Source organism: uncultured Methanobrevibacter sp. (assembly GCF_937898925.1).
Taxonomy (GTDB): domain Archaea; phylum Methanobacteriota; class Methanobacteria; order Methanobacteriales; family Methanobacteriaceae; genus Methanobrevibacter.
This window is the reverse complement of record NZ_CALDKF010000093.1, coordinates 1-13615: the sequence shown is the minus strand read 5'-3', so window position 1 is coordinate 13615 and position 13615 is coordinate 1. Positions and strand designations below refer to the sequence as shown.

At 31.7% G+C, this 13615-nt stretch carries 13 protein-coding genes; 4 read left to right on the top strand and 9 right to left on the bottom strand.

Going from position 1 to position 13615, the window contains the following annotated elements; all coding sequences use genetic code 11:
* Window positions 1-747: adhesin (locus Q0409_RS07560; protein WP_298536625.1), on the top strand; the 747-nt coding region annotated here is incomplete at its 5' end.
* Window positions 748-795: 48 nt separating this feature from the next.
* Window positions 796-2091, top strand: coding sequence for an oligosaccharide repeat unit polymerase family protein (locus tag Q0409_RS07555; RefSeq protein ID WP_298536622.1), 1296 nt, complete (start codon window positions 796-798; stop codon window positions 2089-2091).
* A 1050-nt stretch (window positions 2092-3141) separates the two neighbouring features.
* On the opposite strand, the gene cbiQ is transcribed toward Q0409_RS07555, so the two are convergent.
* The 7 genes from cbiQ to Q0409_RS07520 form a co-directional block, all read right to left on the bottom strand.
* Window positions 3142-3984: a cobalt ECF transporter T component CbiQ gene (gene cbiQ, locus Q0409_RS07550; RefSeq protein WP_298536619.1), complete on the bottom strand. Its 843-nt coding sequence runs from the start codon at window positions 3982-3984 to the stop codon at window positions 3142-3144.
* Between the two features lie 368 nt (window positions 3985-4352).
* Entirely contained in the window at window positions 4353-4646 is a 294-nt protein-coding gene (locus Q0409_RS07545; RefSeq protein WP_298536616.1) for a PDGLE domain-containing protein, read from the bottom strand.
* 9 nt (window positions 4647-4655) lie between these two features.
* Entirely contained in the window at window positions 4656-5282 is a 627-nt protein-coding gene (gene cbiM / locus Q0409_RS07540; RefSeq protein WP_298536614.1) for a cobalt transporter CbiM, read from the bottom strand.
* A gap of 520 nt (window positions 5283-5802) precedes the next feature.
* A complete protein-coding gene (locus tag Q0409_RS07535; RefSeq protein ID WP_298536612.1) occupies window positions 5803-6003 on the bottom strand; it encodes a hypothetical protein in 201 nt (66 codons plus the stop codon).
* 70 nt (window positions 6004-6073) lie between these two features.
* Window positions 6074-6412 (bottom strand): YnfA family protein, encoded by a 339-nt coding sequence (locus Q0409_RS07530; RefSeq protein WP_298536609.1) that lies wholly within the window; start codon window positions 6410-6412, stop codon window positions 6074-6076.
* Between the two features lie 136 nt (window positions 6413-6548).
* Window positions 6549-8564, bottom strand: a complete 2016-nt coding sequence (gene feoB, locus Q0409_RS07525) for a ferrous iron transport protein B (protein WP_298536605.1) — start codon at window positions 8562-8564, stop codon at window positions 6549-6551.
* An 81-nt stretch (window positions 8565-8645) separates the two neighbouring features.
* Window positions 8646-8879 carry a FeoA family protein gene (locus Q0409_RS07520; RefSeq protein ID WP_295608151.1) on the bottom strand — a complete coding sequence of 78 codons (234 nt, stop codon included), beginning with the start codon at window positions 8877-8879 and terminating at the stop codon, window positions 8646-8648.
* A 635-nt stretch (window positions 8880-9514) separates the two neighbouring features.
* Here Q0409_RS07520 and Q0409_RS07515 point away from each other — a divergent pair.
* Window positions 9515-9787 (top strand): DUF6110 family protein, encoded by a 273-nt coding sequence (locus tag Q0409_RS07515; RefSeq protein WP_298536602.1) that lies wholly within the window; start codon window positions 9515-9517, stop codon window positions 9785-9787.
* Between the two features lie 90 nt (window positions 9788-9877).
* Window positions 9878-12046 (top strand): heavy metal translocating P-type ATPase, encoded by a 2169-nt coding sequence (locus Q0409_RS07510; protein WP_298536600.1) that lies wholly within the window; start codon window positions 9878-9880, stop codon window positions 12044-12046.
* Between the two features lie 158 nt (window positions 12047-12204).
* Here Q0409_RS07510 and Q0409_RS07505 read toward each other — a convergent pair whose 3' ends face one another.
* Together Q0409_RS07505 and Q0409_RS07500 are read right to left on the bottom strand one after the other, a co-directional pair.
* Window positions 12205-12807 carry a UPF0254 family protein gene (locus tag Q0409_RS07505; RefSeq protein ID WP_298536598.1) on the bottom strand — a complete coding sequence of 201 codons (603 nt, stop codon included), beginning with the start codon at window positions 12805-12807 and terminating at the stop codon, window positions 12205-12207.
* A gap of 24 nt (window positions 12808-12831) precedes the next feature.
* Window positions 12832-13476 (bottom strand): ThiF family adenylyltransferase, encoded by a 645-nt coding sequence (locus Q0409_RS07500; protein WP_298536596.1) that lies wholly within the window; start codon window positions 13474-13476, stop codon window positions 12832-12834.
* Window positions 13477-13615: the final 139 nt, after the last annotated feature.

Below are 13615 nucleotides of genomic sequence, written 5' to 3'. Positions count from 1 at the left end.
TACTTAAAAGTTTTTCAGGTTATAATTATGAAAAAACCAGGGTTTTTAAATAAAATTACAATTATTGACATCCTAATAATTATCTGCATCATTGGTGCAGCGGGATTTGCCATTTACCATATGGCGGATGATGACTCATCAAATGCCTCCGCCACTTCTTTTGACTATTCAACCAATGCAAAAATACTTGAAACATATTTGGATTACTACAAAAACGGAAATGTGGTTACAAGCACAATTGTTGGAACCGATGCAAAAACCGGAGAAAAGGTTGAACTCAATGGAAAAGTCCTATGGTTAGGAGAGAGTGAAAATGAAAAAGTGAATGTTCTCCTTGAAAGTGGTGGCAAACAATTGCTTGCTGGATTCTACAAGGATGTGCCAAATGCAGATCTTTTTATCGATTCAATAAGCTTGGAATCTAACGGAGATACCTACAAGAATGTCAAGGACATTTCAGTTGCTCCAAAGGAAATCAGCAATCTTAATGATTTAATCAGTGCAATGCCTAATGGAAGCAACTGTGAAATCAGCACAAGCATTGCCATAGACAATTTGGATGGCGTAAAATATCAAAAATTGCTTAATGCATTATATAATAATAAAAAGCCTTGCATTGTCATGAACGCTGAAACCAATGTTCTTGAAATCAATAGAGCAAATAAAACTGATTTGAAAACAGCTAGTGAAATATTAGGCGATTTCAACGGTCAGACTAGCCAAATAAAAATCAGAACTTATAATTAAAATTAAGTAAAACAATGCATAGAACAATAAGGATAATAAAGTGAAAATATGAGTTTGATATATTCTATAACTAGCACAATAACTAGAACTATAGAAAATATGATTAGCAAATCCCTTTTATTCACACTTATTTTCAATATCCTCGGATTTGTTGAAAACGAATGGGTAAACAGCTATTTCAAGAGCCTTTACCCTAGTGAAAACTTTTTATCCATTTTCAAAAAAAGCAAAATCCTAAAGGAGGAAATATTTTCACCTCTTATTGTTTTAGTTACATTCACACTTTTTTTACTGCTTGCAACAGAACCTGTCTCAAGTGATTTGCAATTCACCATATTGATTGCTTTCATCTCATTTTTCATTGGAGCAATCGTATTAACAAGATTTGTTTTGAACGATAGTGAAAACAATAAAATACCCTTGTTCGATACAAAAGACGTTTATTCAATCGGTTTTTGCCTTACATTAATAGGAATCATATTTCTGTTCATAAGCATTGCATCTGTTGGAGGATTGCCAATATTGAAATCCTCTTTAAGATATTCATTAAAACCCATATTCACAATGCCAGTATTCCTAGTTATTCCAGGAATAGGGCTTATTGCATCACACAGACTGAACCAATACAAAAATGGCGAAATCTCAAGAAGCCAAGTGAGATTCAGATTCCTAGTTCTAACCTTAATCGGAATGATAACTGTCCTTACACTTGAATACAGAACACCAATCATTGCAATCCTTCTTATGATGATCATTATTGCATATTATGGAGAGATCTTATCTGTTTGGGAAGTGATTATAGGTGCATTGATTGGAGTTTTTGCAATTATGGGAATTGGTTACTTAAGGTCATTGAATGAACTTGCAATAAGTACAAACACCAGCATATTCTCTACCTTGGAACATAGGGCTAACTTCACTATGCATGTATTGAACCTATTGAATCAAATTTCAGGCAACTTTGGAATATTGCATGGAAAGATGATAGCAAGTTCAATGCCTGGAAGTGACCTTGGACCTAGAATGCTAGTTGGAAAATTAATAGCTTGGAGAACTGAAGTCACTGTAACCCCTACACTATTAGGCCAGATGATAGTGGATTTCGGTAAAATTGGAGTGGCTGTCGAGATGTGCCTTCTTGGATTCATCTTAGGAACAGGATATAAGATAATCAAAATCACTAAAGACTCATTTTATATTGCAATATACAGTTTAATATTGACTTATTCCATCTTGGGAGTTGAAACTGGAATATTGGATATACAGATCTTATTCTACTTCTTTATAATATCCTTTATCTATTTAGCAGCCATCTTAAAAGATAAAGGAATTAAGATCTATTAGAAACTAATTTTATACAAATTAGAACTAGACAAGAAATAAATCTATTAAGAACACTATTTTTGATTTGAAACAATCTAAAAATTTTAAAAAAATAAAAAAAAGAAAAATAATTCATAGCAATGCTATGAACATTTTTTTTGGAGGTTGAGTTAAAATAATTCTTAAAATTATTTACACTTTGGAGATTAATAATCTTGTAGTTGGACCCTGAATCTTACATTTTTGAGAGCGATTATATGCAGAAGAAAATGATGTGTGTTTTATGTAAAACTCATTAGACTAAAATTAATAATAAATTCTAAATTCAAGAGATTTGGATTGTTATGATTAAACTAATACTATGTACAATTACTTGAATTTGAGAATTTATCATTAACCAAGATTATTACAGATTTTTATTCAATAACACAATAGTTTAGGTATACCTAAACTTATTGTTAATTATAGATTTGTCTTCATAGTATATAAACCTTTCTAAATTTTTAGGTTTACCTAAAAAATTATTGAAAAATGTTGATCATACAAAAAAATAAAATTTTAAAATTTAAAAAACAACTAAAAGAAACAGCTGAAAAACTAAAAATATAAAAAAAATAAAATAAGAGGCAGTACATAGCATACCTGGGATTAAAGAACGCTATGTACTTGTTTGGAGATTGCTAAATAACAATTAAGTTATTTTAAAATGGTTCTAAAAATCATAAAAGTTCTTATTAATTCCCAAGAATTTCATTGATAGAAAGCGATTTTAACAGAAGAAAATGATGTGTTGAAATTCTTTTAAAGCCAATAATAATCTAAAGAAAGGGAGGAAGATAATTATATGTAATTAAAGAAAACTTTAGATTATTATTGGTCGAACTAATAAACAACAAAATTTAAGATTTTTCAAGAAACAATAAAATTTAGGTGTGCCTAAACTTATTGTTAATTATAAATTGTTTTTTATAGTATATAAATGTTTCTAAATTTTTAGGCATACCTAAATATTTATGACAATGAAAAAATAAAATGAAAAATTGGAATAAAATATAAAAAATAGATTAAGAGTTATAATGATAAGGAAACTCCCAAATAAGCCAAATTTCCAGAATAAAACAATACAAGCAATTCCAAAAGTATTATGATAGCAATGATTACAGCCAAATAAATATATTCAGATTTGCCAATGATTGTCTTTGCATGATATAAATTGGAATTGTCTGAAAAGCATCTGCTTGCCATGCTTAAATAAATGGTTTCTCCCTTTTCGTATGCCTTTAGGAACATCATGGCTATGCTGTATCCCACTTGCTTCACTCTCCATTTATAAGAGATCTTATCATTGAATGGATCAAAGTTTCTTGATGTCATTGATTGCCTAATGTCCCTTAATTCATCTACAAAGATAAACAGGAACCTTACCATGATAGTTAAAATCATTGCAAGATCTCTTGGCATCCCAAGCTTTCTGAATGATTGCACCACTTCCTGCATAGGAGAGGTAGATGAAAGGATAACAATAGCTGTCAAACAAACAAGCAATCTAGCAAATAAAAGAACCGTCCAATTTAAACCAGTATCTGTGATGAAGAGCCATGAATAAGGACCCTGCCAAATGATATTTCCAGGGTGTATGAATGGTTGGAATGCTATTACAAAACCACCGAATGGCAAAAGAAGGAGCACTCTCTTAAAGCTTTCCTTAAATGACAATTCTGCCAAATACATAACAATGAGTAAAAAGCATTCCAATACAATTGGAACTATTAGCCTATCTGAAAAAACAGTGAAAAGAATAATGAGCAAAATGGCTACAAGCTTTACCCTACCTTCCAAATTATGGATGATTGAATCCCTGGAAGCTATAAACTCTAATGATCTGACTTGTTCTATTGCCATTTTATCTACCATCAATTCATTGAAATAATCATATGATTAAAATTTTGAAAAATCAAAATTAATTAAAAATTTATAATATAACTATTGGCTTTTAATTATAAATAATTATTTATTTAAATCGATAATTATTACTAATTTGCCAAAATAAGCCTAAAAAGTATTACTTTAGATAAATAAAGGAAAAGTATTACTAATTGAGTGAAAAACAGCAAAAAAGTATTACTAATTGTAAATTAAGGAAAGTTTTGTAAAATTTTTAAAAAGAGAAATGAATAGAAAAAGAGAAAATCCTGGACATGAATTAATGATAATCCGTATCCAAGACCCTTTTCTTAATTTAAAATACAAGAGATTTTAAATTATTCATCTAACCAAAAGAATTAGTCAGATTTTTTTAATGCATAACCTATACCTAAACCAAGAACTAGTGTAATCAGTCCACCGAATATTAAAACACCGATTTCGCCTAATTTGTCTAAAGGCTCATAGGTATAGTCTGGGAATGGTGACTCCATAACTGGAGCTTCAACATCTTCACCAACTGCCGCATCTTCAGCAGATTTTTCTAAGCCATCCGGATCGCCAGATGCAATGTAAGGAGATAATACTGCTAAAGCAATACAAAATATAATCCCTACAACAATTAAATATTTATCACTTTGACTTAATTCCATATTATCACCCTATTCTCTGTTCCATGCCAATAGGTCTGGTCTGAATTTTTCAAGAGCATAAAGAACAATTACAGTTAATACACCCTCAATTATACCAATAAATGCATGGTAAAGTGCCATGGAAGCAATTCCTACAGTCAATGGGAAAGTTCCTGCAATAGCCATTTCAATTGCAGCTACAACTGCTGCAACCAAGGTTGCAAGCCATGCTGCTACAAATGCAGAAGGATATTTGCCAATGATGCCTTGTAATCCTTTAAAGGTGTAAAGACCTACGAATCCTCCAACAATTGCCATGTTGAATACATTTGCACCTAAAGCAGTGATTCCTCCGTCTCCGAAGAATAAAGCTTGAATAAGCAATACTGCAGTGAATACTAAAATAGCAGCTTCAGGAGCCATAAATACAATAGCTACTAATGCTCCACCAACCATGTGCCCACTGGTACCAAATGGAATTGGCATGTTCATGGACATGATTGCAAAAATACCTGCAGCCAATACTGCAAGCAATGGTATACGTTTTTCATCAAGATTTGCTCTTGCCCATTTTCCAGCAAAGTACAATGCAATGATTAAGATTACATAGTAGATTGCACATTGGCCAAGAGGTATAAAACCATCAGGTATATGCATATTATTTTTCCTCCATTTTTTTAAGTTTGATTTATAATCACACAATATCACTTTTTATAATCTTAAAAAAAATCAATAAAAGTAATACTCATTATTACCCTATGAATTTTGAGTGAATTGATTTTTTCAATAAGTATTTAAAAAGTAATACATTTTATAAAATTATTATCTCATCAGTAATACTAAAGTAATACTTTTTGTAATTTTTTCAAAATTTAAAGTAATACTAAAACCCATTATTTAGAGTTTATTTTACTAATAAAGACAATAAAGTAGTCAATTTTGAATAAAAATTGATTAAACAATATAATATTGTAAAAAAAACTATATAAATGTTTGTTTAGTATTACTAATCCTTTAAAATCATTAAAATAGTAATACTAATTTTGAAAAAATTTATGCAAAAATTATGATTATATTGAAAAATAGTTTATGAAAATATTGAAAAAATAGAAAAATGAAAATATTGGAAAACAATAATGAGAATTTTTGAAAAAATAGTAAAATTGAACAAAAAATATTATATTTTTGCTCTTGATTTAAATGATTTTAATTTTCTTTGAAGCTTGGAAATATAATCAAATTCTTTTTCATAAGAGAGGGAATTTCCATATCCACATCTTGGACAAAAAGCTTTATTGCAACCTTTGCATTGTCCACAGCTTCCGCAAGACCCTCCTTTTTGGGGATCAAATTCAAAACCACACATTCTACATTGCATGATACCACCTCATTTTCAATAATACAATACTACAAATTTACATTATCTAATAAAACACTTTTTAAAACGATTATGACAATACCCTAGGCCAATACATTATCACAAATACACCTATTAAAGCTATACATGCACCAATTATATCGAATTGATCCGGAACAACATTATCAATTTTCCAACCCCACAAAAGAGACAATGCTATGAATACGCCACCATAAGCAGCATAAGTCTTTCCAAAGCTGGCTGGTTGAAATGTTGGAACAATACCATAAAGAATCAAAATAATTGCTCCTAAAATAGCGAATTCTATTCCTTTACCTTCCCTTAACCATAACCAAATCAAATATCCTCCACCGATTTCAAAAAATCCGGCAATTATGAAGAAAATAATTGATTTCAATGTATTTATCATATACCACCTAAATTTTATAAACTTTAATTTTTAAAAGCATTTCCTTTATTTCATTTAACATCTACTTTATCTCTTCAAATTAATGAAATACAATGATATTAAATCAAATAAAGAAAAAAATAAAATTAGAATTGGGTTAACCCAATCCTAATCCCAGTCCTACCATATAAACTATGAAGGACACTACATATGCAGTCACTAAAGTAACTGCAGACATGATCAATGGATATTTCCATCCGCCGGTTTCCTGTTTGATTGCCCCGAGAGCTGCGAAACAAGGAATATAGAGCAATACAAATACCATAAATACATAAGCGGTAAGTGGAGTGAAAATTCCATGCATTGCTGTAATAATTCCGGCTCCCTCCTCGGCAACTCCAAATAGCGAACTGAAAGTACCTACTACAACCTCCTTAGCAACAAGACCGAATGCCAATGCTACAGCAGGTTGCCATTCTCCAAATCCTAAAGGAGCAAATACTGGTGCGATTACAGTACCAATAGTACCGATAGCACTTTCTTGAGATCCGTATTCAACTCCTGCAGGGAAGTAACTTAACATCCAGATTACAATACTTGCTACTAAAATAATGGTACCTGCCTTTTTAATGAATCCCCAGGATTTTTCAAGGGTGTGCATTAAGATACCTCTGATTGTAGGCAATTTATAGTCAGGCAATTCCATTACGAATGGAGCAGACATTTCCTTAAATGTGGTTTTTCTTAATATGAATGCAACAATGACCGCAACAATTATACCAACCAAATATAAGGATAAGATTACAAGGCTTTGATTAGCTGCAAAGAATGCACCAACCAATAATAAGTATACTGGCATTCTAGCGGAACAGGACATGAATGGTACGATTAACATAGTGATTAATCTGTCCTTTTCGTTTTCCATGGTTCTGGTTGCCATAATACCTGGCACACCACAACCGAATCCTAAAAGCATAGGAATGAATGCCTTACCATGCAATCCAACAAACTTATGCATTAACTTGTCCATAACAAATGCTGCTCTTGCTAAGTAACCGCAATCTTCAAGGAAACTGATAATCAAGAACAATAGGATAATTTGAGGCAAGAATACAAGTACCCCACCTACTCCTCCAATGAGCCCATTGACGAGGAATGATGAAAGCATTGTTTCACCAAGGGATCCTACAATAAAGTCACCAAGAATTCCAAAGAACTCATCAATCAAGTCTTGGAAAGGTGCACCAAATGTAAATACAATCTCAAACATTGCATACATTATGACTATGAAAATTGGGAACCCTAATATTCTGTTTGTAACAATCTTATCGATTTTTTCACTGATGGATACTTTCAAATGATTAGGTTTTGTAAGGGATTCCTTTAAGAGCCCATCAATGAATGCATATCTTGCATTTGCAATAACCTCTTCACTGCCTTCACCAAAAATGCCTTCCAAGTGGTCCTTGACCTTTTTGGTTTCAGCTTGAATGTTATTCCTTTTTGAAGAACCTTCAATTTTCTCTTCTACAATCTCATCGTTTTCAAGCAATTTGATTGCAATCCAAGATGAAGGAACGTCCAATAAATTCTTGTCTTCTTCTATAACAGCCTGAAGCTCAGCAATATGTTCTTTAAGTTCATTGTTATAAACCAACCTTTCAGTAGTGTTCACTGGGTTTTGAGCTGCTTGTTCAACAGTTTTGAGTAATTCTTCCTTACCGGTATCACTATTTGCTTCAATCTCAACTACTGGAACTCCTAATAATTCAGAAAGCTTATTCGCATCAATGGTATAGCCCTTGTCTTGAGCATACTTATTCATGTTTAAAGCTACAACCAAATTAGCTCCAAGTTCCATCATTTGAACAGTGAGATACAAGTTTCTCTCAATGTTTGCTGCATCTATGATGTTTACAATCACATCAGCATCTTCATCTACGATGAAGTCTCTTGATACAATCTCTTCCATAGAATGAGCACTTAAAGCATAGTTTCCAGGTAAATCTATTACTTCAACTTCATTGCCATTATGCTTATAATGACCTTTTGCTTGTGCTACGGTTTTACCAGGCCAATTACCTACATGTTGGTTTAAACCAGTTAAAGTATTGAATAAAGTGGTTTTTCCTACATTAGGATTACCTGCTAAACCTATTTTAAGATTTGCCATATTTATACCTTTAAAATTTTAATAATAATATAAAAATAAATTTTGAAAAATTATATAATAATTTACATTTTAATAAAAAATTTACACTTCTATTTCAATGTTTTTAGCTTCCTCTTTTCTGAGACAAACAGAGTATCCTTTTACCTTAACTTGAATAGGATCTCCAAGAGGTGCCACTTTTTCCACTTCTACATCTGCACCTTTAACAAAGCCCATACCGAGCAAATGTCTTTTTAATTCCAAGTCACCACCGGAACCATAAGAAGCTAAAACTCCGGTTTCTCCAGATTTGAGTTCGTTTAATTTTTTTATCATTTATACAACCTCTTAAGAAATTTTATAAAATAAATATCATGTCTGATAAATTACCGATAACAAATTTTAGAGCTTTTAGAATGATCTTTCTCTAAAAAATACATCAATAAAAGTAGGAAATTTAGGTATACCTAAATCAATGTTAGATGAAATCTCATTATTTTGAGGTATTTTGTAGTTTAATTAAAATTTTTAAATTTTGTTTTAAAAATGGGGATATTTTTAAAATAAAATGTATTGCTTTTTAAAAATATTTTTGGATTGTTAATTAAAATGAAAATAAAAAGATTACCCTACATAGATTAATTAGGTATACCTAAAACCTAATACTATTTTTGTTTTCATAATATATAAAGTTTAGGTTTACCTAAGAAAGTCTATGGAAAATAAGCCAATAATGATAAAAAATATAAAGCAAGGAAAAATCCCCAGTAACAAAAATAAAGGTTTAAACAAAATAAAAATGATTTTATTTATATACACTTAATATATTTAACTATAGTAATATAATTATTTAGGTAAACCTAAACATTTAAATAAAAACAACTTGATATATAATAGTAGAATCTGAATAATGAAAGTTTACTTATTAGATAAAAAACTTATTTAGATTAAAAATTGAAAATGGTGATAAAATGTATAAAGACATAAGAGACAAAGCATTTGAACATAAGCATGCATTGATTTTTGTAGGAGGAATAGCTGCTGCAGTTGTAGGTAAAAAAATCTTGGAATCAAAAACCACTAAAGACTATGCTGCAAAAGGTATGGCAAAAGTCTTAACTTGCAAAAGTGAACTTGAAGAATCAATTCAAGACATAAAAGATAATGCAGAAGACATCCACACCGATGCAAAAGCCGCAAAAAAAGAAGCTGTATGCGTTGATGTGACTGCTGAAGATGAATAAATAAATTATAAAAATATTGGATAGGCAAATCTAATAAATTAATTAATCAATAAATTTTATAAATTTTATAAATTTATTCAATTCAGAGCCATGATTTACGATATAGTATATGATAAGGGCACTCGTTTAAGAGTGCGTGCAGGTAAAGAAGCATTTACCAAAGAAGAAACTTATGGCTTAAGTGAAACCTTGCTTGAATATGCGTTTATAGATGAAGTAAGTATTTCCCATAGAAATGGGAGCATATTAATAAATTATAATGATATAAGTAAAAAAGGTGAAATTCTTCATATTCTAGATAAAATTTCTCAAGAAGATCTTTACGAAGGAAAAGCAACAGAAAATATAAGCTTAGCTGAAATATCAAATGATTTCTTTTTCAGATTATCCAAACATGTCTTAAAAAGATATCTCTTTAAAATTATCCTGCCAATACCATTTAGGAAAGTGAGAATGTTATATCACGCTGCTAACTACCTATATCACGGATTGGATAGTTTAACCAGTTTCAGAGCGGATGTTGCACTTCTTGATGGGACTGCTATAGCTGCATCATTAATCACTCGAAACTACAAGTCTGTAGGTTCAATGATGTTCTTATTGTCTATTTCAGATATGCTAGAAGACTATACAATGCAAAAAACAAAAAGCACTTTAAAGAGCAGTTTAGCATTGAATATTGATAGTGTATGGAAAGTTGATGTTGATGATGAAGGAAATGAAATCGAAAGTCAATTCCCATTGTCCGAAATCAAAAAAGGTGACAAAATAAGAATAAGAACCGGTGCAATCATACCTGTTGATGGAGTTATTGCCGATGGCGATGCAATGATTAATGAAGCTTCAATGACTGGAGAATCATTAGCCGTGCATAAGAGTGAAGGAAAAGCTATTCATGCAGGAACCGTTGTTGAGGAAGGATCAATAGTCATCGAAGTTCGTTCAGTTAACGATGAAACCAGATTGAATAAGATCATCGATATGATTGAAGACTCCGAGGAGTTGAAGGCAAGCATTCAAAGCAAGGCAGAAAAATTGGCAGACTCAATTGTGCCTTACAGCTTGCTTACAACAGCATTGACCTATTTGCTTACAGGAAACACAACAAAAGCACTAGCTGTATTGATGGTGGATTTCTCATGTGCAATTAAGTTAACAACTCCGATTTCAGTCATCTCTGCTATGAAAGAGGCATCAGACAATAGGATGATGGTTAAAGGTGGAAAACATTTAGAGGCATATGCAAATGCAGATACCATAGTATTTGATAAGACCGGAACCTTGACCAATGCTCATCCAGTTCTTGAAAAGGTCATCCCATGTGGAAAATACGAAAGGGATGAAGTATTGAGAATTGCTGCATGCATCGAAGAGCACTTTGCACACAGTGTAGCAACAGCCATTGTGAAAAAGGCGGAAGAAGAAGGATTACACCATAAAGAGGATCACAGTGAAGTTGAATACATCGTTGCACATGGTATCTCAACTACATATGATGGCAAAAAGGCAATCATTGGAAGTAGACACTTCGTAGAGGAAGATGAAGGTATCAAGTTTACCAAGAAACAGCAAAAGATCATTGAAGAAAACATTAAAGAGTATTCAGTAATCTATCTTGCAATTGGCAAAAAGCTTCAAGGAATCCTTTGCATTTCAGACCCTGTTAGGGACGAAGCCCATGATGTAATCAGCCAACTTAAGGAATTAGGCATTAGCAATGTAGTCATGTTGACTGGAGACAGTGAAAATGCTGCAAATAAAATAGCTAATGACTTAGGCATTACACAATACAAGTCACAAGTTCTTCCAGAAGATAAGGCTAGCATCATTCAAGAACTAAAAGATGAAGGCCATCAAGTCATTATGGTTGGAGATGGAATCAACGACTCCCCAGCATTATCTGCTGCTGATGTATCAGTGGCAATGAGAAACTCATCAGATATTGCAAGGGAAGTTGCAGACATTTCCCTGCTTTCAGACGACTTATATGACTTGGTAACACTTAGAAAGCTATCAACTGGAATGCTTGATAAGATAAATGCCAATTACAGACACATTGTAATGTTTAACGGTTCTTTAATTGGACTTGGATTGCTTGGAATCATTCCACCTACTACAACTTCATTGCTCCATAACTTGTCTACAATGTTATTTGGACTTAGCAGCACTAAATCTGTTTTAGGTGAGGAAGAGCCAGTAGTCATCGACACTCAAGTTGTAAGCAATCAAGATGCCTTAATTGGTGAAGCTGCAAAATAAAATTCAAATATTTCACGTAATTTTATAGATAAAACTCTATAAATTTACATTTTTTTACTATTTTTAAAAAAATAAAGATTTAAAAAAATTTTCTTAAAAAAAAATATTTTAAAAAATAAAAAAAATAAAAAAATAAAAAAGGCTATTTTTATGAAAAATTATTTATAATGAATATTGACATTTTCTAAAGCATTAATCCTATCAAAATTGCTATTCAGATAATAGATTAATATTTTTAATGTTTTCTCTATTCCGCTCTTCTGACGCATGTACAAATTATTGGAATCCGCATCAATTAAATTAGCACTTACATCAGAACTTGTGCTTATAATTACATCATCATCAACAATAGCGATGCCACCATATCCAATCCCTGCAGTTGTACCTATACCTATAGATGTGTTGGCTAATTTTTTAGCAGCTTCTGCCATTAGGATAGACATTTCAATATCCCCATCGTCATCATAAACTTTTATTCCTTTCACCAATTCCAATGGCTCTACTGGATTTTCAATTTGGAGAATGGATTTAACTGCATCTAAAGTAGGTATGAACAAGCCGCATGTCACACTCAAATCAGTCAAATCAAAAATAGAGCATTTATCCTCCATAATTGCATCCTTTAGGCAATCCTTTTGAACCTTATTGACTAAATAGGAATAGTTAGACCCAAAATTATCTTCATATCCTTGAGCAAGGGCATGAATTTCCCGAGCCAAAATTCCATGGGTAAAGCATTCGGCAGTAGCTATTGTAATCATTTCCAAACCTTCAGAAAGAGCTCATTATTCATTATTCTTTTCAATCAATAATTTTAAGGCCTCTTTTGTAATTATATTTGCAATATCATCCAAGACATAAGGAGTGATTGGAATTGCATCTCTAATAAATGTGCTTGTGGTTAAAATCAGATGATCCTTTACTATTCCCTCTTTTCTTAGTTCATTGACAGCAGGATTGGAATCATCAAATTCAGAAATGTCCTTTACCACTATTTCCTCATCACCAATTCCAAAGATTCCTGCAGTTCCAATTGTCTTGGAACCCTTTTCATGTGCCTTTTTAATGATGTTTGCAGCTGTAGGTATTGTGTTGCCTCCAGCTATTTCAATAACGACAACATCACCAGTAACCAAATCAATATTATCTTCAGAAATGTCTTCAGTTATAGAAATGACTTCTCTGAAATCAGGATGATGAGTGGAAAGTTTCTTTAAGAAATCAGCCTTATAGGTACCTACTTCAGCACCTTTCAATAAGAATATTATGTCAGATTCGGAAATCTTTTGACCATCAATAACAGTTATTTTAGAGGGTCCGCCTCTATGAATTTGAATGAGATTAATCCCAGTTCTTAAGCCTAATCTACCAAAACCAACTAAGTCTATACTTCCCTTTGGCATCAAATTATTTTCCATTTCTTGAATCATTTTATCACAAATCAAATTATAAATTATAAACTAAAATCATAAATCTAAAAGTTTTAAAAAGAAAAGCCAAATATTTTTAAAGATTAGAAATCCGCAGAGATATATTTCCATGGAACTCCTGTGTCTATCATTTCTACAG

What these genes read in the sequence shown, in the direction of transcription:
- feoB (WP_298536605.1), bottom strand. Translation starts at nt 8,564, where the DNA reads ATGGCAAATCTTAAAATAGGTTTAGCAGGTAATCCTAATGTAGGAAAA.
- Q0409_RS07530 (WP_298536609.1), bottom strand. Translation starts at nt 6,412, where the DNA reads ATGATAAATACATTGAAATCAATTATTTTCTTCATAATTGCCGGATTT.
- Q0409_RS07555 (WP_298536622.1), top strand. Translation starts at nt 796, where the DNA reads ATGAGTTTGATATATTCTATAACTAGCACAATAACTAGAACTATAGAA.
- Q0409_RS07545 (WP_298536616.1), bottom strand. Translation starts at nt 4,646, where the DNA reads ATGGAATTAAGTCAAAGTGATAAATATTTAATTGTTGTAGGGATTATA.
- Q0409_RS07505 (WP_298536598.1), bottom strand. Translation starts at nt 12,807, where the DNA reads ATGATTACAATAGCTACTGCCGAATGCTTTACCCATGGAATTTTGGCT.
- Q0409_RS07515 (WP_298536602.1), top strand. Translation starts at nt 9,515, where the DNA reads ATGTATAAAGACATAAGAGACAAAGCATTTGAACATAAGCATGCATTG.
- Q0409_RS07500 (WP_298536596.1), bottom strand. Translation starts at nt 13,476, where the DNA reads ATGATTCAAGAAATGGAAAATAATTTGATGCCAAAGGGAAGTATAGAC.
- Q0409_RS07520 (WP_295608151.1), bottom strand. Translation starts at nt 8,879, where the DNA reads ATGATAAAAAAATTAAACGAACTCAAATCTGGAGAAACCGGAGTTTTA.
- Q0409_RS07535 (WP_298536612.1), bottom strand. Translation starts at nt 6,003, where the DNA reads ATGCAATGTAGAATGTGTGGTTTTGAATTTGATCCCCAAAAAGGAGGG.
- cbiM (WP_298536614.1), bottom strand. Translation starts at nt 5,282, where the DNA reads ATGCATATACCTGATGGTTTTATACCTCTTGGCCAATGTGCAATCTAC.
- cbiQ (WP_298536619.1), bottom strand. Translation starts at nt 3,984, where the DNA reads ATGGTAGATAAAATGGCAATAGAACAAGTCAGATCATTAGAGTTTATA.
- Q0409_RS07510 (WP_298536600.1), top strand. Translation starts at nt 9,878, where the DNA reads ATGATTTACGATATAGTATATGATAAGGGCACTCGTTTAAGAGTGCGT.